The organism is Alcanivorax sp. (assembly GCF_040119285.1).
GTDB lineage: Bacteria > Pseudomonadota > Gammaproteobacteria > Pseudomonadales > Alcanivoracaceae > Alcanivorax.
Map to the genome: position 1 here is coordinate 108947 of NZ_JBEDTY010000038.1, position 22536 is coordinate 131482.

A 22536-nucleotide genomic window follows, 5' to 3' on the forward strand; every position below is an offset into this window, starting at 1 on the left:
GGAGACGGACGCCAGACAGAGCAGTGTCGGCCATCAGACATCCTGCGCATGCGTAAGCATGGCTTTTCCCGTACAATCGCCGGCCAGTTAAACGGCTCAGAGCCCTCCACAAAAGAATGTCATGAAAGAACGCCTGATATCCCTTATTGAAAGCGCCTTGGACACCCTGATCACCGAGGGCACCCTCCCCGCTGACGCCAAACGCCCAGTGCAAATCGACCGCACCCGGGACAAGAGTCACGGCGACTTTGCCACCAATATCGCACTGATGCTGGCCAAGCCCGCCGGCATGAAGCCTCGCGATCTAGCAGAAAAACTGATCGCCGCCCTGCCCAACGACAGCGCCGTGGCCAAAGTCGACATCGCCGGGCCCGGATTTATCAATTTCTTCCAGGCCGATGACTGGCTCACCGGCCTATTGGATTCCGCACTGGCCGACGACTTTCTCGGCATTAGCCGGCCAGAGCAGCCCCAAACCGTGGTGGTGGACTACTCCTCACCCAACTTGGCCAAAGAAATGCACGTGGGCCACCTGCGCTCCACCATCATCGGCGACGCCGTGGTGCGTACTCTGGAATTTCTCGGTCACACCGTGATTCGCCAGAATCATGTGGGTGATTGGGGCACACAGTTCGGCATGCTTCTCGCGTATCTGGAGGAGCAAAAAGCCGAGGAAGGTGAGCGCGAGCTGAGCCGTGAACTGGCCAACCTGGAAACGTTCTACCGGGCCGCCAAACAACGCTTCGATGAATCCGACAGCTTCGCCGACCGGGCCCGCGCCCTGGTGGTAAAACTGCAGTCCGGCGACGACTACTGCCTAACCCTTTGGGCAGAGTTTAATCAGGTATCGCTAAGCCACTGTCAGGCGATCTACGATCGCCTGGGCGTCAGCCTGACACCGGCAGACGTGCACGGCGAAAGCGCCTATAACGACGATCTGGCACAAGTGGTGGCAGATCTGGACAGCAAAGGGCTGCTCAGTGAAAGCCAGGGCGCTCAATGTGTGTTTATGCACGCCTTCAAAAACAAGGAAGGCGAACCGCTGCCGGTGATTGTGCGTAAAGCCGACGGCGGCTACCTGTATGCCACCAGCGACCTGGCGGCCCTGCGCTACCGTGCCGGCACGCTGCAAGCTGACCGCATGCTGTACTTTGTCGATCAGCGCCAGGCACTGCACTTCCAGCAAATGTTCACCCTGGCAAAACTGGCCGGCTTTGTGCCCGAACAGACCGAGCTGGCCCACATGGGCTTTGGCACCATGAATGGCCCGGATGGCCGCCCGTTCAAGACCCGCGACGGCGGCACCGTCAAACTGGTGGACCTGCTCGACGAAGCAGAGCAACGGGCCTTTGCCCTAGTGCAGGAAAAGAACCCGCAGCTGGACGATGAAGAATTACGCAGCATTGCCCGCTCTGTGGGCATCGGCGCGGTAAAATACGCCGACTTGTCGAAAAACCGCAGCAGCGACTACATCTTCAACTTCGAACAAATGCTCAGCTTTGAAGGCAACACCGCCCCTTACCTGCTTTATGCCTACACCCGCGTGGCCAGCATCTTCCGCAAAGCCGAGCTGGACATGGCCAACGTGAGCGGCAATTTCCTGCTTAACAAAGAGGCAGAGCAAGCCCTTGCCGCACGACTGGTGCAATTTGGCGAAGTACTACAGAACGTAGCCGACAAGGGCCAACCGCATCTGCTCAGCACTTACCTGTACGATGTGGCAGGCCTGTTTTCCAGCTTCTATGAGCACTGCCCGGTCCTCAGCAGCGAGAATGACAGCATTCGGCAAAGCCGCCTCAAGCTGGCCGCCCTCACCGCCCGCACTCTCAAACACGGCATGGAACTGCTGGGCTTGAGCCCACTGGAGCGCATGTAATGGCGAAGAACACCCGGCGCGGCGCCAGCCGCGGCCCCGCCCGCAAAAAGAAACCCCAGCAGCGCCAGGTCCCCGGCTGGGTATGGCTATTTACCGGCTTGATGGTCGGCCTGTTCGTGGCCTTTCTGTTTCATCTGGGCAAAACCCAGATAGCACAGGGCGGCAGCACAACCGTGGCCAACGACGACGACCCCGTCAAAGCCAAGGCTGAGCCAAAAGCGGAAGCCAACAATGAATCCGCCGAGGACTCGCCCAAGTTCGATTTCTATGCGGTACTACCCAAGATGGAAGTAATCGTGCCACAGAACGAAACCGACAGTGGCTCACATACCACCAGCAAACCGGGTGCCACCAAGAAGCCGACAACAACCCGCAAGCCAGAAGCCGGCACTCGCAATAGCAACGAGAAATATTTGCTACAAGCGGGCAGCTTTCGCCGCAACGAAGATGCCGATCGCCGTCGAGCCGAGCTAATTCTGAAAGGCTTCGAGGCCAACATTCAGTCAGTCAATCTGGACAGCGGCGACAGCTGGCACCGGGTCATGATTGGCCCCTACAACAACCTTAACGCCATGCACCGCGCCCAGGACCAACTGGCCAGCAACGGCATTGAGACCCTCCCAATCAAGATGAAAAAGTAAAGCATCACGTGTTTGATACCCAACGCCGATGCAGCCCCGCGTCGGCGTTGGGCGTCTGCCATCTCGCTTTCTCTCCTTGAAATCCCCCCGTGGCGCCCATACTTCCTTTCCTACGCGTAAAAAGGAGAATTCCCGTGGAGCAGTATCGCGGTACAACCATTGTTTCTGTTCGCCGAGGCAACAACGTCGTCATCGGTGGTGATGGCCAGGTTAGCTTGGGCAACACTGTCATGAAGGGCAACGCCCGCAAGGTTCGTCGGCTTTTTCATGGCAAAGTCATTGCCGGGTTCGCCGGTGGCACCGCCGACGCCTTTACTCTGTTCGAACGTTTCGAAGCCCAACTGGAAAAGCACCAGGGGCATTTGGTCCGCGCCGCCGTGGAGCTGGCCAAAGACTGGCGTACCGACCGAGCTCTACGCCGGCTGGAAGCCCTGCTGGCAGTAGCCGACAAGGAAAGCTCGCTAATCATTACCGGTAACGGCGACGTGATTGAGCCGGAAAAAGATGGCCTGATCGCCATCGGCTCGGGTGGCCCCTTCGCCCAGTCCGCCGCGACTGCCCTGCTGGATAATACCGACCTGCCAGCCCGAGACATCGTCGCCAAGGCGCTCACCATTGCCGGCGATATCTGTATTTACACCAATCACAACCACACCTTCGAAGAGCTGGACGGTTAATCATGGCTTCCCTGACACCCAAAGACATTGTTTCCGAACTCAATCGCCACATCGTCGGTCAGGACGCGGCCAAGAGAGCCGTGGCTCTGGCGCTGCGCACCCGTTGGCGTCGCATGCAACTTCCTGAAGAAATGCGTGCCGAAGTGGCGCCCAAGAACATTCTGATGATCGGCCCCACCGGGGTAGGTAAAACCGAAATCGCCCGCCGCTTGGCCAAACTGGCGGATGCCCCCTTCATCAAGGTAGAAGCCACCAAGTTCACTGAGGTGGGCTACGTAGGCCGGGATGTGGAGTCCATCATCCGTGACCTGATGGAAATGGCTATCAAACTGTTGCGCGACAAGGAAATTGCCCGTGTCGGCAGCCAGGCTGATGACGCCGCGGAAGAGCGCATCCTCGACGCTCTGCTGCCTCCGGCTCGCAACGACGACGGCAGTCACAGCCCCAACGCCAACATCGACAACAGTACACGCCAGATCTTCCGCAAGAAGCTTCGCGAAGGGGAGCTGGACGACAAGGAAATCGACGTGGACGTGGCCAGCAACCCGGCCGGCATCGATATCATGGCGCCCCCGGGCATGGAAGAAATGACCAGCCAGCTGCAGCAGATGTTTTCCAAAATGGGCAACAACCAGCAGCGTAAGAGCCAGAAACTCAAGGTTCGCGAAGCTTATCGGCTGATTCGCGATGAAGAGGCCGCCCGTTTCGTCAACGAAGACGAACTGAAAGTGCAGGCCATCAACGTAGTAGAAAACAGTGGCATCGTCTTCATCGATGAAATCGACAAGGTGGCCAAGCGCGGCGAAGGCGGCGGTACCGACGTATCGCGCGAAGGGGTACAGCGCGACCTGTTACCCTTGATCGAAGGCTCCACCGTATCCACAAAATACGGCATGGTGAAAACAGATCACATTCTGTTTATCGCCTCCGGTGCCTTCCACCTGTCTCGCCCCAGCGACCTGATCCCCGAGCTGCAAGGCCGCTTGCCCATCCGCGTAGAGCTAAGCCCGCTGAGCCCGGACGATTTCCAGCGCATCCTCACCGAGCCAAAATGCTCACTCACCGAACAGTACAAGGCGCTACTGGAAACCGAGGGGCTGAATCTGGAGATCACCGACGATTGCATTCGCCGCATTGCGGAAGTGGCTTGGCAGGTCAACGAACGCACCGAGAACATCGGCGCGCGCCGCCTCCACACGGTGCTGGAAAAGCTGCTGGAAGAAATCAGCTTTGACGCCGACTCTCTCGCCACCCAGTATCACGACAAGCCGCTGGTACTGGACGCGGAGGCTGTCGACCGTTACCTGGGAGAGCTGGCCGATGACGAAGATCTGAGCCGGTATATTCTGTAACCGCAGCAGGCACCACGCATCATGTCGCACCCTTTTTAGCGTGCCAGTGTGATGCGTGGTGCCTGCCGGCGTCTCACTTTGCTATTATCCGTGCCGGAGGGAAAACCATGACCGCCGGCCAACAACTACAACACTATCTCGACCGTTTTTTTGCCCTGCGCCAGCATGGCGACGATGCCCTGTTTCTAACCCGACTGCGGCGCCTGCAGAATTGGCAGGCAGAGCGCCTCACGCGCACCCATGCCCACCTTCTCGATGACCCGGTAACCGCCGAGGGAGTCCGTTTCCTTTTAGAAGACGTCTACGGTGGCCGCGAACTACTGCCGGTGGCGCGGGAAGTCCACAGGGCCTTGCCCAAGGCGATGAAACTACTGCCCGACAAGGTCATGGCCACCTCCGCCGCGGCATTGGAAGCCGCCATTCTCACCCAGGAACTTGACGAGGCGGTCACCGACATCCTCGGCGACCAACTCGACCAGCCCATTGATGAAACCATCTACCTGGCTGGATTCCGCCAGCCGACCCACCATGACGACCGTCAGCGGCAGCTACAACTGGTAGCCGAACTGGGTCATCGGCTGGATCGCTATATCCGCTCGCGGATGCTCCACGCCACCTTCAGAATGGTCCGCAAACCGGCCCATGCGGCAGGCTTTGCGAACCTGTATGATTTCATGGATCGCAGTTTCCGAGTGATGAAACCCGTCCCCAGTGTTGGGCTGCTGCTTGAACAGCTGGCCGCCCGGGAAGAAGCCATTATGGGAAAGGTTTTCGCCTGTCACCCATCGCCTTTCGAGAATTGATATGTCCGACGATAACAAGGTCACACACTTCGGCTACCAACAAGTGCCATGGCAGGAAAAGCAACAGAAAGTGGCAGGCGTATTTCGCTCGGTGGCGGGCAAATACGATGTCATGAATGACCTGATCTCCATGGGTAGCCACCGCATTCTCAAGCGCATGACCATTGAGCTCGCGGGCATTCGTCCGGGCCACAAAGTGCTCGACCTTGCTGGCGGTACCGGCGATCTAGCGATCAAATTTTCCCGGCTGGTTGGCGAAACCGGCCAAGTGGTGCTGGCTGATATCAACGACGCGATGCTAGACGTGGGCCGCGACCGCCTGTTCGATGCTGGCTGCAGCCACAACACTCAAGTCACTCAGGTTAACGGCGAGTGCCTGCCGTTCGAAGACAACAGTTTCCACTGCATCACCATTGCCTTCGGCCTGCGCAACATCACCGATAAAGACGCCGCCCTGCGTTCCATGTTGCGGGTCCTGAAACCCGGCGGGCGCCTGCTGGTGCTGGAGTTTTCCACCCCCACCAATAAGCACCTGGCCAAAGTCTACGACGCCTATTCCTTTGCTGTCTGGCCCAAACTGGGCAAGCTCATCGTCAACGACCCCGACAGCTACCAGTACCTGGCCGAATCCATTCGCATGCACCCAGACCAAGATACCCTACAGGGCATGATGGACAACGCCGGCTTTGCCCGCACCGAATACTTCAACATGATTGGCGGCATCGTGGCCCTGCACAGAGGATTCAAATTTTGAACCTGAAAGACCAGTCACGCTCTCCCGGGCTGCTCTCTACCACCGCCCTGGCCACCGTGGAGCGAGCCATCAACACGGCCCTGCGATCTGACCCCGCCAGCGCAGAGCGCCTGGCCATACACGCCGGCCGGCTTATTGCCATTGAGGCCACACTGCCCCCCGTGGCCATCTACGGGTTAATCGTGGAAGACGGCGTGGAGCTCTACCACCGCAGTGATGCCACCCCGGATGTGGCGGTGAAAGGCAGCCCCATGGACCTGGCCTCGCTGCTGCTCAACTGGAAAACCCGCCCCGGCATGATCGGCGGCCCAGTGGATATCAGTGGCAACCGTGATTTCCTGCAGGAGCTGCAGCAGATTGCCAACGATCTGCAGATCGATTGGGGGGCCATCCTGGAGCCGATTACCGGATCAGAATTGGCACAGCAATTGGATTACAGTGCTCGGCGCCTGTTCGGCTGGGCCAAACAAGCGGCCTCCCGTCTGACCGAGCAGCTAGGCGATTATGTCGGCAACGAATCCGGTCTTATTCCCCATCGCCGTGACGTTTACGAATTCGGCCAAGACGTGGATGAACTGCGTATGGATGTGGACCGCCTGGACGCTCGCATTCAACGGTTAAGAAGCCGCTCGACTTCCCCATCACCCTCCTCGCCACAGGATTCCGGGAGCTCACCACACTGATGCCGCCGATTACCCGCATGCTGGTGGTGATCCATGTGATCTGCCGCTACCGGCTAATATCCTTGCTTCCCACACACCCCACCAAGGGGCTACTGCTTATCCTCCAATACCTGGTGCCTGCTAGCTGGCTCGGCACCGGCCAGCTGAGCGAAGGGGAGCGTCTGCAAAAAGCACTGGAACGGCTGGGGCCGGTCTTCATCAAATTCGGCCAGCTATTGGCCACCCGGCAAGACATGCTGCCATCGGAGTGGATCGACGCCCTTGCCCGCCTGCAAGATCAGGTTGCCCCATTCGACGGCGAGCAGGCCAGGGCCCTGGTGGAAGCCAGCCTGCCCCAACCGCTGGATGAGGTATTCCGTGATTTTGATAGTACGCCTATAGCCGCAGCCTCGGTCGCACAGGTACACGCTGCCACCCTGCACAACGGCCAGCAAGTGGTTGCCAAGGTGCTGCGTCCTACGATCCGCCCGGTGGTGGAAAGGGATCTGAAAGTCATGGCATTCGGTGCCCGCTGGCTGGAACGCCTATGGCGTGATGCTCGTTATTTCCGTCCGGCTCGGGTGGTCCAGGACTACCGAGAGATCCTCCTTGGCGAACTAGATCTGGCCGCCGAAGCGCGCAACAGCGAAACCATGCGCCGACATTTCCTGTTCAGCCCACTGCTGCACATTCCGGCCATACATCTGGAACTGTCCAGCCCGACCGTAATCATCATGGATCGTATCCATGGTATTCCGGTGAATGATATCGAGCGCATCAAGGCCGCCGGTATTGACCCGAAAGTGCTGGCCGAACGGGGCGTGGAGATTTTCTTCGCCCAGGTATTCCGCTTCAATTTCTTCCACGCGGATATGCACCCGGGAAATATTTTCGTCAACCCGGAGCATCCTGAGTCGCCCCAGTACATGGCAATAGACGCTGCCATCGCTGGGCGCTTGTCCAAAGACGATTTGAACATCCTCGGGCGCATGGTGTTGGCGGTAATGCGCGAAGACTACAGCGCCCTAGTCGATGCGGTAATTCGCGCCGGTTGGAATACCGCGCCCATCGACCGTTCCCGGTTCGAGCGGGCAGTAATCGACATCGTCGGGCCGGTTCGCTCTGCCCGGCTCGATCAGCTGGAATTTGCGCCCCTGGTAATGAAGCTGTTTGATATGGCGCGCACCTACCATATCGAAATGCCGGTGCAGTACATTCTTCTGATGAAAACCTTGGTGCACATCGAAGGGCTGGGGCGCAGCATTTACCCGCAGCTGGATATCTGGAGCACCGGGCGCCCACTGCTGGAAGCCTGGATGCTGGCCGAGTACGGCCCCAGCGCCACCCTGAAGAAACTACAAAACCGCCTACCGGAATGGTCCGCTCAACTTCCAGACATGCCCGACCTGCTGCGCGACGGGCTGGAAAGCCTGCGAGACCTGCCCTACCAGCAAGATCGCCAGGAAGCCCGTTTCGAACAGCAGCTAGTGCGTCACCGTCACAAGCTGTTTGCCGGCCTCGTCGCGCTGGGCTGTGCCGGCGCGGCCCTATGGCTGGCCAACCCCTACAGCTGGGCCTTGGGCGGGGCTGCGGCCATTCTGGGCAGCTGGAGCTGGCGCCGCTAGCAACAACACATCAGAAAAAAGAGCCTATGGCCCCTTTACGCACCCTGATAAACTCATCCCCCTGCGGGGCCGGGCAATAAGGAATACACTATGTCAGAGATACTCAGTGAGCTGCATCAGGTTCTGGAGTCGCGCAAGGGCGCCGATCCGGACAGCTCCTATGTGGCCAGCCTGTATGCCAAGGGCCTCAACAAGATCCTGGAAAAAGTCGGCGAAGAAGCGGTAGAAACCATTCTTGCGGCCCGGGATGCTGAAGTCAGTGGCGAGCATCAGGCACTGATCAGCGAAACCGCCGATTTATGGTTCCACTCGTTGGTGATGTTGGCCAAACTGGGGGAGCACCCGGACAAAGTCCTGGCAGAATTACAACGTCGCTTTGGTCTGTCCGGCCATGATGAAAAAGCCGCACGCAGCGGCAAGCACTAACGTAGCTAACGCGGCCCTTAATTTTTCGGAGAGAAATTCCATGTTTTCCGGTATCAGCATTTGGCAGCTATTGATTCTCCTGGCCATCGTGGTCCTGTTATTTGGCACGAAAAAACTACGCAACATTGGCGGCGATTTGGGCGGCGCGGTGAAAGGCTTCAAAAGCGCCATGAAAGATGGCGAAGACGAGCAGGACCATAAACGCTTGGCTGACGACGATCAGCCCCAGAATAAGCAAGACGCCGAACAAAAAGCCGAACAGGACAAGGCCTGATAGCTGCCGCCCATTTGCGGCGACATATTCTAGGCAAGATCCTTCCAAACCGAGGTTGCGATGTTCGATATCGGCTTTACCGAACTCACCCTGATTTTCATTATCGCCCTGCTGGTACTGGGGCCGGAGCGACTCCCCACCGTCGCCCGCACACTCGGCCACTGGATCGGTCGTGCCCGCTCCACGTTCAATCATCTGAAGAGCGAGTTGGAACGTGAAGCCGTCACCCAAGATATGCAAGAGCGCATGGAAAAGCAGATGCGCCAGATGGGGTTGGATGAAGACAGTATTCGTGACGCCAAAAACAATTTACTGAGCCCCGACCAAATCGCTCGCTCACGAACCCCTCGCGGCAAGCCGGCACCGGCCGCACTGAATAACGACGAAAGCCCCAACGAAAAAGATGGCGCCGATAAAAACAACCACGACCAGGATTCCCGCGGCCATGAATGATGCCAGCAACGACGCCGGCCAGCCGCTGATTGCCCATCTGTTGGAGCTGCGCAACCGTCTACTCAAGGCCGTGGTGGTTATTTTTATCGTCTTCCTCTGCCTGTTCACGTTTTCTCGCGAACTGTACACCCTGGTGGCGAAACCACTGATGGATGCCATGCCATCCGGCACCAATATGATCGCCACCGGCGTGGCCTCGCCTTTTCTGGCCCCATTCAAGCTAACCCTGTACCTGAGCGTGTTTGCCGCCATGCCGTTCATATTGCATCAGGTATGGGCTTTCGTGGCACCGGGCCTATACAAGCATGAAAAGAAATTGGCGATCCCCTTGTTAACCAGCAGCGTGCTGCTGTTCTACGGTGGCGCGGCATTCGCCTATTTCGTGGTATTCCCATTGATGTTCCAGTTCTTCACTGCCATTGCTCCGGAAGGCGTAGCTGTGACTACAGACATCAGTAGCTATCTGGATTTTGTGCTGGCGTTATTTCTGGCATTCGGGCTGGCTTTCGAGCTACCCATCGCCATCGTACTGCTGGTGAGTACCGGCGCCACCACGGTGGAAAAACTAAGCAAGGCTCGCGCCTATGTGGTGGTGGGGTGTTTCGTTATCGGCATGCTGCTGACACCACCGGATATTATCAGCCAGACACTGCTGGCGATTCCCATGTGGTTTCTTTTCGAGATGGGCCTGCTCGCAGCCCGAATGGTTAAGAAACAAACACAGCCCCCGCCAATGTAAAGTACCCCACACAGAGCCTGCTGGCGGCTGGCCATCAAGGCTTTGGTTACCGACCAACGCCCCCACCCACCGGTTCAAACACAAAACTAGAATCGGTAGCCCTTATCGGGAACAGGAATAGGCACAGGGGATGCGGGGAGAGATTCATCGTCTGATGGCGCCACCGGCGGTTCGACTTGCGCCACCTTCGCGGCACAATCATTATCCTGCATGAAATCCACCAGACGCTGCTGCACCGCTGGGTCACGAGGGCTTTCGGTATGGCCTCCACGCAGTTTTTGGAAGGTTTTGGGTTGCTGTGCGGCCGCATAAAGCCGCTCACCGTGAGCATAGGGAATCACTGGGTCGTCCGTGCTATGCATCACCAACAAAGGCGTTGGGCCAATGCCGGCCACTCGTATTTCCGGGTCCAGTTCGCGATCTGGCATTGCCGGTATCACCATCCAACGTAATGGCCACAGCAGCCAGCTACGCTTCATTACATCGCTGGTAATATCCCGGTAGCTGGCGAACGGGGCTTCCAGAATCACACAGTTCGCCGCGCCAGCATTGCTTTCTTTACCCAAAACGCTGGCGGCCATTGAAGCGCCCAGACTCTGCCCGAACACAACCAACGGCACGCCCTCGGTGCGCTTGGCATGGCGCAACCAGTCCAGGCCCAACTGCACATCAGCAAACGCTTCCGGTAAACGCGGCTTGCCTTCCGACAACCCATAACCCCGGTAATCCAGCAAAAATACGTTATAGCCCCGCGCCGGCAGCCACTGCACGTTGGCCAGGTGAGTACTGATATTCTGGGCATTACCGTGCAGAAAATAAACCGTACCACGGGCCGGGGCATCATTGGCCGCCGGCAACCACCAGCCATGAATACGCATACCGCGCGGGTGTATCAGCACAATATCCTCGTACTCCAGCCCCTGATTTTCCGGGTTCTGCACCCACGCAGACATGGGGTAGAAAAACAGCTTGCTGCACCCTGCCAGCAACAGGCTCAGCAGCAGCGCTGCGCTTAATCGTAATACCATCGCCATTGGAGTTTGAACTCATCATCGTACCCGCCTCTTCGATTCTCGCGCTCCACCGAAGCGCGCAAGCCGTGCTGGCGAGTCATTGACCACTGCACAGCAAACTGAGAGGAGGATCGATATTCATCGTTGGTGAAATAGTGCCCCACACTGCCTAACCGCCACTGCCAGTCACCACGCTGATAAAGAATACCCGTGTCTAGACCGGCCCCCGGGGTCAGGAAGGTGCCGAACTCGCTATTATTCTCCATTCGCACACTGGTTAACAGGTACGGTTGCCAGTTATCCCACAGCCAGCTTGCGCCAGCACCGCCCTGCATATAACGCGCCAGCCGACGGCGCCCTGCCCAAGCCCGCTCCAAGCCCCCTTCTACATACCAGCTCAAGGGCTTGATGAAGCGATTGCGTGGGGCCAGAGAGCGAATACTGACCACATCCAGCTCTTCCAGCCTGACCTGGCCAGACTCGGTGCTGCGCAGAGTCATATCCAACCCTTCGATCTGTGCGCCACGCAGGAAACCATACTGGTTATCAAGCAAGTCATGGTAAGTCAGCCGGTACGTCAGCTCACCAAAATCCAGCTCGCCTTCGCGCTGACCACCACTGACACCCAGCATCTGGGTGCCATGCCCCTTTTCCGGGGGTTCGGGGTTTTCGGTTTCGGGTACCGGTGCTGCCGGCAGACTATTGATCAGAGTCAGCAGCCTCAACGAGCGTTTCGCCACCGCTGGAGTTCGCTCCTCCTTGCGATGGGTAAGCCTGATGTAGCGATAGGCCACCGCCGCCATAATCGCTTGGGTTTCTGCAGGTTCAGCCATAAAAGCTGACGACTTGGCCAGGCCGGGATCGTCGGCCAGCGCTCTTGCCAGTTTTTGCTGGGAACCATCGAGCTGCTGACGCAAATTATCCAGCTCAACGGACTTGGAAGGCCGATAATACCGGCGACTAATGATCTCCCGCTCATCCAGCGCTCGCACTGTGTTGACAGGCACTTCGGCAAACCGCAACTCACTTAACAACCCGGACCCCGGGCGTGCTACTTCCACCAGCTCAAGCAGACGAAATGAGCAGTTCTCATCAAAAAAGTAGTAATCAAAATTGATATCTTTGAGTTCCCAGAGATGATCAATCAGCCAGTCTATTTCAGACTGATCCAGATCCAGGGTGTATTCCCACATATCCCGGTTTTCCATGTGCGAATATTCCTGAATCTTCTGCACATAGGGCACCAGCGCAAAGCGGCCCGGATAACCGCCCGCCAAGCCGCGATAAATATAGAAAAAAGAGTTATCGGCGTCAGATGAAACCGCCCCGAAATTGACTGCCCATGACAACCAGACGGCACTGTCTTCGCCCTGATCCAGTCGCAGCAAGGTATGCCCAAACATGGATGAAGGGCTATTCAAATAAGCGGCAGGAAAAACCAGCACCGCACGGTTAGCATGAATCGCATCTCGCCATTCATTGTAATCATCGCAGTGTGAAAACGGCGACTCATTCTGCCAACCCAATTTTTCGGATAAGAAACGATAACGCGCTGGGAAACGGCATCGCTCCGGTGCCCCGGCTGGGCGAAGAGCCTGCTCAGTCGCTTCCAGCTCCGCTAGTGGATCTATCTTCCCTGAATCAGCCAAAAAAAAGCTGTCGTCATCCACGTAACTCTGGTGCTTGTCACGCAGGGTAGCACCAGGATTGATATGCAATAACGCCTGCCAGCGGGGAGTATCTGCCAGTTCGGGAAATGAAGGGGTTGCAGCAAACGCCGGCACAAACCAGCAAAGCAGCACACAGAGAAGGCCAGTGCGCATCCGGATTCATCCGTCTGAATTAGCAAGCTGACAATAATGTCAGAAAAGAAGGATCAAAAAAACGAAACCCCGCCAAAAGCGGGGTTCTGTCTCGGTCTTTTTTACCGATTATGCCAAGTACTTGGACAGCCCTTGGTCTTGTTGCATCACGTTGGTGATGCTGGCCATGACTTCAGCAGCAGTCACGTCTTGGGTGGGAAAAATGACTGCAAAATTGTCATGCATCAGCGCATTAAAACGCGCACGATCTTCAGTCTGAATACCCATGGAAACAGACAGCGCGGTCAGGGCTTCGCCTTCACCGGTGGCCATGTCCTGAGCCACTTCTTCCATCACGCCAGTCATCCCCAGCAAGCTTTGGCCGCTATAGGTCAGAGAGCCATTGGTGTCACAACCGTTAGTGCCTGAGGTCATGCCGAAGGTAGCATTACCCGATGTACCATTCACAGTAGTAGCGAGAAAGTGTACCGGCATGCCGGATTTGCCTTCAAACAACATGTTGCCCCAACCACAGCCCGGACCACCCGGAGCAACAGCCATAGCAGAAGTTGAAGCGCCCAGCAGCGCAGCAGCGATAAGTGTCTTTTTCATCTTGAGCTTCCTCCAAGTTTTTATAAATCATCCCTAGGGGGTTGTGCTGATTACTCAACACTATGGCACCGGTCCACCCTCTGCGAATCACAGTGCTCTCCCCGTCGCCCTTTTCAGGCAACTGAGTTCATCATAAACAAGGGGACACCCTTTGCAATACAATTGAACCCCACTTCACAGCTCAAGAAAAAATGTCACTGGGCCGTCGTTGATTAAATGCACCTGCATATCTGCACCAAACTGACCAGTTTGCACCGGCACCGAAAGCTCTCGAAGTGCTTCTTCGAAACGCTGACACCCCCACAATCCCTGTTCAGGCGTTGCTGCATTACTAAAACCGGGGCGGCGCCCCTTACTGTTATCCGCAGCCAACGTAAACTGCGACACCATCAGGATTTCTCCTGCCACTTGATAAATATCAAGGTTCATCCTGCCTTGTGCATCAGGGAAAACACGATAGTTCACCACCCGCTGCGCCATCCGGACTATCAGCGCCTCATCATCGTGCCGCTCAATGCCGACCAACAAAAGCAGCCCTCGTTCAATGCCGCCCACGGTTACTCCTGCAACCGTTACATGCGCCTCACTCACACGCTGCATTAACACTTTCATCACACCAATTCCCGCAGCAACCTTTCTACACTCATCAGCAAGGCCTCCGCTATCCCCGGATCCATGGAAGAGTGCCCGCCCCCTTCAACCCAGTTAAGTACACTATTGGGCAGCACTTGATGCAATGCCAGAGCCTGTTCTGGCGGGCAGACGAAATCCCGGCGCCCATGCACGATTTCCACTGGCACCTGGCTCCCTGCACAAGCATCAAGCAAGGGCCGTTCAATAAAACCATCTGCACGGAAATAGTGGGTTTCCTGCCTCGCCATGCACAGCTCGTCATCACTACCCAGCCCTTGCGACTGGGTGGGCATCAGAGCCAATGTCGATTCCCAGTTACACCATGCACGTGCATAGCGATGCGCCTCAGCCCCTTGTAGCCCTTGGTAATAACGCTCGAGCAAACTGCCAGTGCCTGGGGGCGCCTGCTGCTCCAGCGCGTGCCAGGCTTCCGGGAACAAACGCGCGGCCCCTTTGCTAGTGTAGAGCCAGTCCAAATCCCGCTCTCGACAGAGAAAAATACCCCGCAGCACCATTGCAGTAATGTACTGAGGGAACGCCGCCAGATACGCCAGTGCCAAGGTTGCCCCCCAGGAGCCGCCAAACACCATCCAGCGCTGAATATCTAACGTTTGGCGAATTTTTTCGAGATCCGCCAACAAATGGCTCAAGATATTATGTTCGATAGAAGCCAACGGTCGACTTTGACCCGAGCCACGCTGGTCAAACAAAATAATGCGGAACTTTTGTGGATCGAAGAAACGCCGCATCGCAGGAGAACAGCCGCCCCCGGGACCACCATGCAGGACAACTACCGGTATGCCCTGTGGATTGCCGCTTTCCTCCACATACAGTTGATGACCCTCGCCTACGGGAAGATAAAACTGCCGGTTAGTATCCAGATAAGGGAATAACGCCATGAGGGAAGTTCTGAGCAAAAGAAGAGGTCCAGCATACCTGCTGTTAATACTGCTGCAAGGCCTGCTGGCCGCCTGTGACAGCTCTGCGCCGGAGCAGGCCATCAGCGAGGCACTGGCCGAGATTGAGCAGGGTATCGAAGATGGCGACACCAGCGCGATCATGGACCGACTGACCGATAATATCGCCGTGCAACGGCGCGGGCAAACCCTCAACCGCAAGGAAATTCACCGCACCTTGGTCGGCCTTTTTTTCCGCTACCCAAACCGCAACATCACCTTCACAGGCATCAATATTGCGTTGGACCCGGTGACACTGAAACAGGCACGCGTACAATTTACCGCGTTGGCTTGGGGTGGAAAAAATGTGTTGCCGGAGGATGCCGACAGCTACCAAGTAGATAGCCATTGGCAGCTGAAAAATGACTGGGAAATTGACTCACTGACTGCCAACGGGTTACGTGAATAAATCGCGTTATCCGAGAAATTGAACACGGCCAAGCAGGGGCTCTGTAAGCACCTGCCTGGCACGGGTTTTCTCTTTCAACGTTAAACTGCCCTTAATCCTCATCTGCGGCCTGAAACTGGCTTTCCATATCCAGCTCCTTAATCTTACGGGTCAGTGTATTTCGCCCCCAACCCAGCAGTGCTGCGGCGTCACGTTTGCGACCGCCTGTATGCTGCAAGGCCACCTCAATCATAGTGCGCTCAAAACCGGGCACCGCCTGCTCAAGAATATTCCGCTCCCCCTGGGACAAAGCGCGATCAGCCCAATTGCGCAAAGACTTGAGCCAGTCACCACTGATATCGGCACCTCTCGCTGGGCCAGCCTCTTTCAACTCCGGAGGAAGATCATCCACTAGTACTTCACGACCGGAAGCCATCACGGTTAGCCAACGGCAGGTGTTTTCCAACTGCCGCACGTTGCCTGGCCAGGCCTGAGTAGAAAGATACTTTTCCGTGTCTTTGTGAAGGATTTTTGGCTCTACCCCTAATTCACTTCCCGCGCGCTGGAGGAAGTAATGGGCCAATCGAGGGATGTCCTCGCGACGTTCGGCCATGCGAGGAATATGAATGCGGATAACGTTTAAACGGTGGAATAAATCCTCACGGAAGTCGCCATTTTTCACCAGCTTTTCCAGATCTTGGTGAGTGGCGGCGATAATGCGCACATCCACGTGGATCGGGGTGGTCCCGCCAACGCGGTAGAACTCACTTTCCTGAAGCACCCGCAACAAACGCGTTTGAGCCTCCAGTGGCATGTCCCCGATTTCGTCAAGAAAAAGGGTACCTCCGTTAGCCTGTTCAAAACGGCCCACCCGCTGATTGTTGGCGCCAGTAAAAGCGCCTTTCTCATGGCCGAACAGCTCAGATTCGATCAGGTCCTTGGGAATGGCCGCCATATTCAACGCGACGAAATTTTTCTCCCGTCGCATGGAGTGACGATGCAGGGCTCGAGCCACCAGCTCTTTACCGGTACCGGACTGCCCATTGATCAACACGGTCACATTAGAATGGCTCAGCCGGCCGATGGCACGAAAGACTTCCTGCATGGCCGGCGCTTCACCGATAATTTCGGTGGGCGCTTCTTCTACCGGCTCAGGAAAGTCGCCCCGGGATTCTTCCCGATGCTTGATGGCCCGGCGCACCAGAGCCACGGCTTCATCCACATCAAACGGCTTGGGTAAATATTCAAATGCGCCGCCCTGATAAGAGGCCACAGCGGAATCCAGATCGGAGTGAGCGGTCATGATAATCACCGGCAGATCCGGATTCTTGCGCTGCAGTATTTTCAGCATCCGTAGCCCGTCAGTGCCCGGCATACGCACATCACTGATGAGTACTTCCGGCTCCTGCCCTCCCTGCTCAAGGGTATTGAGCGCCTCATCCGCATCTTCAAAGCAGGTCACCGCATAGCCTTCCTGGCCCAGCGCCTTTTCCAACACCCAGCGAATGGAGCGGTCATCATCCACAACCCAAATACTGACACTCATGACCTGCTACTCCTGTAATTTCTATCACCCCCGCAGTAGCGGCCGGCGTGTATGACAACAATCTGATCACAGCCGTGAACTACGCTGTGCTGGTTTCATCCAGCTGCTCCATGGGCAGCAAAATGCTGAATACGGTTTGCCCTGGCTCGCTTTCACACTCAAGCAACCCCTGGTGCTGGCTAATAATGGATTGCGCAATGGACAAGCCCAGCCCGGTGCCATTGGCGCGGCCACTGACCATCGGGTAGAACATCGTCTCCTGAACTTCCTCAGTAATACCCGGGCCGTTATCGATAATGTCCATGCGCAGCACCAGGCGATGTCGCTGCGCACCGATGGTGAACTGCCGTAACACACGGGTACGCATGGTGATACGAGGCTCGGGGGTTTGCGATTCCAGCAACGCCTGGGTGGCATTGCGAATAAGGTTGAGCAGCACCTGAATCAATTGGTCCCGATCGGCAATCACATCCGGCAAACTGATATCGTAATCCCGCCAGATGGCCACCCCCTTGGGGTATTCCGCCAACAGCAACTGACGAACATGCTCCAGGCATTCGTGCACATTCACCGCTCGGAACTCGGGGGGTTTGCGCGGGCCAAGCATGCGATCCGCCACCGAACGCAACCGGTCGGCTTCATCAATAATCACTCTGGTATATTCGGTCAGATCCGGACTCGGCAGCGCGCGCTCCAATAACTGGGCCGCACCACGAATCCCTCCTAGCGGGTTTTTGATTTCATGGGCCACGCCGCGCACCAGAGCCCGGGTGGCTTGGTGGGCATGAATCAACGCTTCTTCACGACCAATCCGCAACAGACGATCCAGCGACTGCATCTCCATCAACAAACACAGTGGCTGTCCGGGTTCATTGATCGGGCTCACCGAATAATCGACCACGATTTCGTGGCCCGGCGCCACCGACAACCGCGCTTCACGTTGAGTAAACGGGTGCTCTTCAGCAATGCACTGCTGAATTGCCAGGCGCGTTTCTTCATCGTCGAAAAAGTAATCAGGCAAGGGCTGGTCCACCGCACGGCTAGCGCTGGTCGCCAGCAGCATCTCCGCGGCCGGGTTCAGGTAGCGCACACACAGGGCGTCGTCCAGCATGATCACCGCCGTACGCAGGTGATCCAGTAGTCGTTTGTGCAACGTAATGTCACTCATCAGAAATTGGCCCATAACAGGGCATAAGCAATTATCAGGCCATCTGCTCACTCGCCTGAAAAAGTGCTAACCATTGGCCTTCGAGGCCGGGGCAAAAGCGTGATTTTGATGAGTTTAAAGGAAAGGGGTCATGGGGTGCACCACTTGGGTGCGCCCTTAGTTGCTACGAATGCTCTGATTCGGTCTGGCAGGCTGGGCAGCGCTGCCCCGATCTGCACCACCACCCACATTGGCGGCGCCCCCAGTTGATGCACTACCCCCCACATTCGCTGCGCTACCCCGGTCTGCTGCACCACCCACTTGCGCAGCGCCGCCATTGCCAGGGCCACCTGGGGCGCTGCGGAAATCGCTAACCGTGCTGCGATGTATATAAAGCTCCACCGACTCGGAAGCAATACGGGTCTCTCCATCCTCACCGACCACTTTCACGATCAGGTTATGCACGCCGCGTTCCGGCGCATCCAACTGCAAAGCCGGCTGCTCCGCGCCATTATCCAACAACACCAGGCGATCCCCGGGCTGCAAACTCGGCTGCAAATTCACCGATATATACACTGCGTCCGTCGGGTTGCGCAGCGTGGCGCCACTTTCAGGGGCGGTAATGGTCAGCGAGGTATACGCATCAACCGTTTGGCTTTTCTGCTTGGTATCCTCTGGCTCCGCGACCGCTTCCGGCAACTCCACCTTCTTGATCGGCACTGTGTTCATCTTTCTCAATTTCACTTCTTCGGCGCCGCCAGTTTCTTCGGGCTTGTCGGTAAATACCACATTGCCTTTTTCGTCGGTGGTCCGGTAAATCTTCGACGCAGTGGCATCAGTCGCCTCCACCCGATCCACATCCTCTTCGCTTTCAGCCATCGCTGGCTGGCTCAAGCCAGCCAGCGATCCTAAAACAACAAACGCAATCAGCGATTTTTTCATTGTCTTCTCCAGATTTCTGCCTTGATTCTGGCCTGACTCGCCAGCTCAGGAAAGGGGCAAACGCACAAAACAGCAGCCTTTTTCCAAACAAAAAAAAGCCCCCGACAAGCGGAGGCCCTTTTCTGCTAGCGACCCGAAGGCATTAGCAAGAGTAGTACATATCAAACTCAACCGGATGCGGGGTCATGTTCAGACGCTCAACCTCGGCACGCTTCAGTTCGATGTAGCCTTCCAGCATATCCTTGGTGAACACGTCACCTTCGGTCAGGAAGTCCATGTCTTCTTCCAGGCAATCCAAGGCCATGGTCAAAGTATGAGCCACGGTAGGAATGCCTTTTGCTTCTTCAGCCGGCAGATCATAAAGATCTTTGTCCATGGCATCGCCAGGGTGCATCTTGTTCTTGATGCCGTCCAAGCCAGCCATCAGCAGGGAAGCAAAACACAGGTACGGGTTGGCAGACGGATCAGGGAAGCGCGCTTCCACACGACGAGCCTTGGCACTGTTCACAAACGGAATGCGGATGGATGCAGAACGGTTACGGGCAGAGTAGGCCAACATTACCGGCGCTTCAAAACCGGGCACCAGACGCTTGTAAGCGTTGGTGGACGCATTGGTGAATGCGTTCAGAGCACGGGCATGCTTAATGATACCGCCAATGAAATACAGCGCTTCATCAGACAGACCAGCATAGCCGTCACCGGCGAACAGGTTTTTGCCGTCTTTACCCAGGGATACGTGCACGTGCATACCAGAGCCGTTATCACCGATCAGCGGCTTAGGCATGAAAGTAGCTGTCTTGCCGTAAGCGTGAGCCACATTGTGTACGCAATACTTAAGAATCTGTACTTCGTCCGCTTTGGCGGTCAGGGTGTTGGCACCAACGCCGATCTCACACTGCCCAGCCGTGCCCACTTCGTGGTGATGCACTTCGATTTTCAGCCCCATGGACTCCATGGCAGAACACATGGCGCCCCGCAGATCGTGCAGGCTGTCTACCGGAGGAACCGGGAAGTAACCACCTTTCACACCAGGGCGGTGACCAATGTTGCCGCCCTCAAAGTCTTCATGGGAAACCCACGCAGCTTCTTCAGAGTGGATGTTATACATGGAACCCTGCATGTCGGACTTCCACTGCACGGAATCAAATACAAAAAACTCCGGCTCAGGACCGAACAGAGCAGTATCCGCGATACCGGTAGATTTCAGGTATTCTTCAGCACGACGGGCAACGGAACGCGGGTCGCGCTCGTAACCTTGCATGGTGGTCGGCTCAAGAATGTCGCAGCGCAAGTTCAGGGTAGCAACGTCTGTGAACGGGTCCAGCACGGCGGACTCATCGTCCGGCATCATTACCATGTCCGATTCGTTGATGCCCTTCCAACCAGCGATGGAGGAGCCATCAAACATTTTGCCGTCCTGGAAGAAATCTTCGTCGATTTCGCCAATCGGAAGGGTGACGTGCTGCTCCTTACCAGAGCTATCGGTGAAGCGCAGGTCCACCCATTTCACATCGTTTTCTTTGATCAGTTTGAGGGTCTTAACAGACATTATCGTGCGTCCTCCTAAGGAACAGCGGGTTTGTCTCTGACTCGTCGTGCCGCTCTGAGGAAGCGCAACACAAGAACCGGTATTCTCGGCCACTGGGCCAGCTTTGCCAATAGGGAGGCAAATACCGTGCCAGCCCTTTTTAGCGCATTCTCTACTTGATTCGAAGCAATCAGGACAGGTGACTCATTTTGGTGCGCAATTACGGTGCACCAAACATACGCAAAGCACTAAAATAGTGCGCCATTATCTTGCCCGACGCGCAACACGACAAAAACTTCGTTGCCTTGTTCAGCCATTTCCAGCACTTCATGGCCGTTAATCCGACACCAGGCGGGGATATCGCTTAATGCTCCAGGATCGGTACAAACCACTTTCAGGGTATCACCTGTGGCCAGGGTTCTTACCTTATTTTGGGTTTTGATCACCGGCATGGGGCACAACAGCCGGCGCACATCCAATTCGTGAAGGGTATCGGTCATCGTCGTTCAGCCCACATTCCAGCTTGGCAGCACCGCTTCCGCTTGCGCCGGCGCCACGGTAATCTCACGTGCTACACCGTCCGGACTGCGCACTTCCAGAGTCACCGCGTCTTCAACACGCCCCTTGGAGTAACGTGCCACAATGGCCGCCGCCTGCTCCACCTCTGCCTCGCTACCGAACTCACCGTCCACCAGCGCCAGCGGACCCGGGCAACTCACCGTGGTAATACTGGTGAACTGGTAACGATAACCTTCCAGAAAACGGTTTTCACCTTCTTCACGGCTGATAATCAGTTTGTAATGCGGCTGCGGACGCAGATGGCGCCCAACCTTCAGCAGCATGATGTCATCCAGTTCGTATCGGCGCTCATTGCGAGCCTTCCACAGGTCGGCCAGCTTGTTGGAATAAGACTCATCGGTGAGAAAACAACAGCCACCGGCAGGCTGAGCAAAATCGTCCAACCCAAACTTGGCGGCCAGCGCCATTTGCGGTTTACGGTTGCGGCCGGAAAAATCGTGCAACTGCTCCCGGTTTACCCAACCTTCGCGCTCAGGCAGCGTAGGTGGCAAGTTTTTTGCGCACAGAGGGCGCAAAAGACGGTCATCAGCACCGGACTCCTGGCTAATGATCGGCATCGTTTCCTTGCGCTGACTCTTTGGGCGCTGACCAATCACTTCACCGGTAACGATAAAATCAAAGCCCCGATCACCGGCCAACTCGCGGGCCTTGTTAATCATCAGAGTGGCCTGGTTAACCATGAAAATCTTACAGTCGAGACAGGGATTCAGGTTTGCGCCGTAGCCATGCTTGGGGTTGAGCACCACATCCTTGTACTCCTCGGAGATATCAATGATATGCATTTTAATGCCCAGCTGCTCCGCAACCCACAAGGCGTTATTACGCTTATCCTTATCTTTGTCTTTCTTGCGGATAGCATGGGTATGCCCCTCCACGCAGAAGCCAGTGTAGAAATTCACGCCCTCTACCTCGATGCCCTGGTCCTGCATGACTTTCACTGCCAGCATGGAGTCCAGTCCACCGGACACCAGTGCAATGGCACGACGCTTGATTGGTTGGCTTGCCTCTGTCATCGAAAAACCTGCGTTGCTGTGGGATAGCTCAAAAATTGGGCGGCGCAGTATAGCAATGGAGGGCTTGAAGCGCATCCTCGACGCCATTCGGATTA

At 56.5% G+C, this 22536-nt stretch carries 24 protein-coding genes; 13 read left to right on the plus strand and 11 right to left on the minus strand.

All coding sequences use genetic code 11. The features are described 5' to 3' along the window. The first annotated feature begins 121 nt into the window (after positions 1–121). From argS to tatC, 12 genes are all read left to right on the plus strand, one after another. Positions 122–1876 (plus strand): arginine--tRNA ligase, encoded by a 1755-nt coding sequence (argS, locus tag ABNH10_RS15020; protein WP_349386678.1) that lies wholly within the window; start codon positions 122–124, stop codon positions 1874–1876. Further along, positions 1876–2517: an SPOR domain-containing protein gene (locus ABNH10_RS15025; RefSeq protein ID WP_349386679.1), complete on the plus strand. Its 642-nt coding sequence runs from the start codon at positions 1876–1878 to the stop codon at positions 2515–2517. The genes argS and ABNH10_RS15025 overlap by 1 nt, the downstream gene beginning before the upstream one ends. Before the next feature lie 134 nt (positions 2518–2651). Next, complete coding sequence (gene hslV / locus ABNH10_RS15030) at positions 2652–3194, plus strand: ATP-dependent protease subunit HslV (RefSeq protein WP_007150844.1); 543 nt, start codon at positions 2652–2654, stop codon at positions 3192–3194. 2 nt (positions 3195–3196) lie between these two features. Then, positions 3197–4546, plus strand: a complete 1350-nt coding sequence (gene hslU / locus ABNH10_RS15035) for an ATP-dependent protease ATPase subunit HslU (RefSeq protein WP_349386680.1) — start codon at positions 3197–3199, stop codon at positions 4544–4546. Between the two features lie 107 nt (positions 4547–4653). Further along, entirely contained in the window at positions 4654–5349 is a 696-nt protein-coding gene (locus ABNH10_RS15040) for a DUF8198 family protein (RefSeq protein ID WP_035459486.1), read from the plus strand. A 1-nt stretch (position 5350) separates the two neighbouring features. Then, positions 5351–6103: a bifunctional demethylmenaquinone methyltransferase/2-methoxy-6-polyprenyl-1,4-benzoquinol methylase UbiE gene (ubiE, locus tag ABNH10_RS15045; RefSeq protein WP_349386681.1), complete on the plus strand. Its 753-nt coding sequence runs from the start codon at positions 5351–5353 to the stop codon at positions 6101–6103. Beyond that, positions 6100–6786: a ubiquinone biosynthesis accessory factor UbiJ gene (locus ABNH10_RS15050; protein ID WP_349386682.1), complete on the plus strand. Its 687-nt coding sequence runs from the start codon at positions 6100–6102 to the stop codon at positions 6784–6786. Before ubiE ends, ABNH10_RS15050 begins: the two co-directional genes overlap by 4 nt. Next, entirely contained in the window at positions 6786–8390 is a 1605-nt protein-coding gene (locus tag ABNH10_RS15055) for an AarF/UbiB family protein (RefSeq protein ID WP_349386683.1), read from the plus strand. The genes ABNH10_RS15050 and ABNH10_RS15055 overlap by 1 nt, the downstream gene beginning before the upstream one ends. A gap of 90 nt (positions 8391–8480) precedes the next feature. Then, entirely contained in the window at positions 8481–8816 is a 336-nt protein-coding gene (locus tag ABNH10_RS15060; protein WP_349386684.1) for a phosphoribosyl-ATP diphosphatase, read from the plus strand. A gap of 40 nt (positions 8817–8856) precedes the next feature. Continuing rightward, complete coding sequence (gene tatA, locus ABNH10_RS15065; protein WP_349386685.1) at positions 8857–9090, plus strand: Sec-independent protein translocase subunit TatA; 234 nt, start codon at positions 8857–8859, stop codon at positions 9088–9090. Positions 9091–9150: 60 nt separating this feature from the next. Continuing rightward, complete coding sequence (gene tatB, locus ABNH10_RS15070) at positions 9151–9543, plus strand: Sec-independent protein translocase protein TatB (RefSeq protein ID WP_349386686.1); 393 nt, start codon at positions 9151–9153, stop codon at positions 9541–9543. Then, positions 9536–10282 carry a twin-arginine translocase subunit TatC gene (tatC, locus tag ABNH10_RS15075; protein ID WP_349386687.1) on the plus strand — a complete coding sequence of 249 codons (747 nt, stop codon included), beginning with the start codon at positions 9536–9538 and terminating at the stop codon, positions 10280–10282. The genes tatB and tatC overlap by 8 nt, the downstream gene beginning before the upstream one ends. Positions 10283–10368: 86 nt before the next feature. On the opposite strand, the gene ABNH10_RS15080 is transcribed toward tatC, so the two are convergent. From ABNH10_RS15080 to pip, 5 genes are all read right to left on the minus strand, one after another. Continuing rightward, on the minus strand, positions 10369–11316 hold the full coding sequence (locus ABNH10_RS15080) for an alpha/beta hydrolase (protein WP_349386688.1): 948 nt from the start codon (positions 11314–11316) through the stop codon (positions 10369–10371). Next, entirely contained in the window at positions 11295–13118 is a 1824-nt protein-coding gene (locus ABNH10_RS15085; protein ID WP_349386689.1) for an Lnb N-terminal periplasmic domain-containing protein, read from the minus strand. The genes ABNH10_RS15080 and ABNH10_RS15085 overlap by 22 nt, the downstream gene beginning before the upstream one ends. Positions 13119–13226: 108 nt before the next feature. After that, entirely contained in the window at positions 13227–13709 is a 483-nt protein-coding gene (locus ABNH10_RS15090; protein ID WP_349386690.1) for a DUF3015 domain-containing protein, read from the minus strand. Between the two features lie 174 nt (positions 13710–13883). Beyond that, positions 13884–14321: a D-aminoacyl-tRNA deacylase gene (gene dtd, locus ABNH10_RS15095; protein ID WP_349386729.1), complete on the minus strand. Its 438-nt coding sequence runs from the start codon at positions 14319–14321 to the stop codon at positions 13884–13886. Next, a complete protein-coding gene (gene pip, locus ABNH10_RS15100) occupies positions 14321–15241 on the minus strand; it encodes a prolyl aminopeptidase (protein ID WP_349386691.1) in 921 nt (306 codons plus the stop codon). The genes dtd and pip overlap by 1 nt, the downstream gene beginning before the upstream one ends. Here pip and ABNH10_RS15105 point away from each other — a divergent pair. Continuing rightward, the gene (locus tag ABNH10_RS15105) at positions 15240–15707 is read left to right on the plus strand and encodes a nuclear transport factor 2 family protein (protein ID WP_349386692.1); all 468 of its coding nucleotides are present in this window, start codon (positions 15240–15242) and stop codon (positions 15705–15707) included. The genes pip and ABNH10_RS15105 overlap by 2 nt on opposite strands. Positions 15708–15798: 91 nt before the next feature. Here ABNH10_RS15105 and glnG read toward each other — a convergent pair whose 3' ends face one another. From glnG to ABNH10_RS15135, 6 genes are all read right to left on the minus strand, one after another. After that, positions 15799–17232: a nitrogen regulation protein NR(I) gene (glnG, locus tag ABNH10_RS15110; RefSeq protein ID WP_349386693.1), complete on the minus strand. Its 1434-nt coding sequence runs from the start codon at positions 17230–17232 to the stop codon at positions 15799–15801. 79 nt (positions 17233–17311) lie between these two features. After that, positions 17312–18415, minus strand: a complete 1104-nt coding sequence (gene glnL / locus ABNH10_RS15115) for a nitrogen regulation protein NR(II) (RefSeq protein WP_349386694.1) — start codon at positions 18413–18415, stop codon at positions 17312–17314. 141 nt (positions 18416–18556) lie between these two features. Beyond that, positions 18557–19321 carry a DUF4124 domain-containing protein gene (locus tag ABNH10_RS15120; RefSeq protein WP_349386695.1) on the minus strand — a complete coding sequence of 255 codons (765 nt, stop codon included), beginning with the start codon at positions 19319–19321 and terminating at the stop codon, positions 18557–18559. 142 nt (positions 19322–19463) lie between these two features. After that, positions 19464–20870, minus strand: a complete 1407-nt coding sequence (gene glnA, locus ABNH10_RS15125; RefSeq protein WP_349386696.1) for a glutamate--ammonia ligase — start codon at positions 20868–20870, stop codon at positions 19464–19466. Between the two features lie 227 nt (positions 20871–21097). After that, positions 21098–21349, minus strand: a complete 252-nt coding sequence (locus ABNH10_RS15130; protein WP_011589538.1) for a sulfurtransferase TusA family protein — start codon at positions 21347–21349, stop codon at positions 21098–21100. Positions 21350–21355: 6 nt separating this feature from the next. After that, positions 21356–22441, minus strand: coding sequence for a tRNA (5-methylaminomethyl-2-thiouridylate)-methyltransferase (locus ABNH10_RS15135; RefSeq protein ID WP_349386697.1), 1086 nt, complete (start codon positions 22439–22441; stop codon positions 21356–21358). Between the last annotated feature and the right edge of the window lie 95 nt (positions 22442–22536).

Excerpts from the sequence above, each read along its gene's own strand:
- glnG (WP_349386693.1), bottom strand. The coding sequence starts at position 17,232 with ATGAGTGTCAGTATTTGGGTTGTGGATGATGACCGCTCCATTCGCTGG.
- hslU (WP_349386680.1), top strand. The coding sequence starts at position 3,197 with ATGGCTTCCCTGACACCCAAAGACATTGTTTCCGAACTCAATCGCCAC.
- ABNH10_RS15055 (WP_349386683.1), top strand. The coding sequence starts at position 6,786 with ATGCCGCCGATTACCCGCATGCTGGTGGTGATCCATGTGATCTGCCGC.
- tatC (WP_349386687.1), top strand. The coding sequence starts at position 9,536 with ATGAATGATGCCAGCAACGACGCCGGCCAGCCGCTGATTGCCCATCTG.
- tatA (WP_349386685.1), top strand. The coding sequence starts at position 8,857 with ATGTTTTCCGGTATCAGCATTTGGCAGCTATTGATTCTCCTGGCCATC.
- ABNH10_RS15060 (WP_349386684.1), top strand. The coding sequence starts at position 8,481 with ATGTCAGAGATACTCAGTGAGCTGCATCAGGTTCTGGAGTCGCGCAAG.
- glnA (WP_349386696.1), bottom strand. The coding sequence starts at position 20,870 with ATGTCTGTTAAGACCCTCAAACTGATCAAAGAAAACGATGTGAAATGG.
- ubiE (WP_349386681.1), top strand. The coding sequence starts at position 5,351 with ATGTCCGACGATAACAAGGTCACACACTTCGGCTACCAACAAGTGCCA.
- ABNH10_RS15120 (WP_349386695.1), bottom strand. The coding sequence starts at position 19,321 with ATGAAAAAATCGCTGATTGCGTTTGTTGTTTTAGGATCGCTGGCTGGC.
- ABNH10_RS15135 (WP_349386697.1), bottom strand. The coding sequence starts at position 22,441 with ATGACAGAGGCAAGCCAACCAATCAAGCGTCGTGCCATTGCACTGGTG.
- ABNH10_RS15105 (WP_349386692.1), top strand. The coding sequence starts at position 15,240 with ATGAGGGAAGTTCTGAGCAAAAGAAGAGGTCCAGCATACCTGCTGTTA.
- ABNH10_RS15040 (WP_035459486.1), top strand. The coding sequence starts at position 4,654 with ATGACCGCCGGCCAACAACTACAACACTATCTCGACCGTTTTTTTGCC.
- tatB (WP_349386686.1), top strand. The coding sequence starts at position 9,151 with ATGTTCGATATCGGCTTTACCGAACTCACCCTGATTTTCATTATCGCC.
- pip (WP_349386691.1), bottom strand. The coding sequence starts at position 15,241 with ATGGCGTTATTCCCTTATCTGGATACTAACCGGCAGTTTTATCTTCCC.
- argS (WP_349386678.1), top strand. The coding sequence starts at position 122 with ATGAAAGAACGCCTGATATCCCTTATTGAAAGCGCCTTGGACACCCTG.
- ABNH10_RS15090 (WP_349386690.1), bottom strand. The coding sequence starts at position 13,709 with ATGAAAAAGACACTTATCGCTGCTGCGCTGCTGGGCGCTTCAACTTCT.
- dtd (WP_349386729.1), bottom strand. The coding sequence starts at position 14,321 with ATGAAAGTGTTAATGCAGCGTGTGAGTGAGGCGCATGTAACGGTTGCA.
- ABNH10_RS15080 (WP_349386688.1), bottom strand. The coding sequence starts at position 11,316 with ATGGCGATGGTATTACGATTAAGCGCAGCGCTGCTGCTGAGCCTGTTG.
- ABNH10_RS15130 (WP_011589538.1), bottom strand. The coding sequence starts at position 21,349 with ATGACCGATACCCTTCACGAATTGGATGTGCGCCGGCTGTTGTGCCCC.
- ABNH10_RS15085 (WP_349386689.1), bottom strand. The coding sequence starts at position 13,118 with ATGCGCACTGGCCTTCTCTGTGTGCTGCTTTGCTGGTTTGTGCCGGCG.
- glnL (WP_349386694.1), bottom strand. The coding sequence starts at position 18,415 with ATGGGCCAATTTCTGATGAGTGACATTACGTTGCACAAACGACTACTG.
- ABNH10_RS15025 (WP_349386679.1), top strand. The coding sequence starts at position 1,876 with ATGGCGAAGAACACCCGGCGCGGCGCCAGCCGCGGCCCCGCCCGCAAA.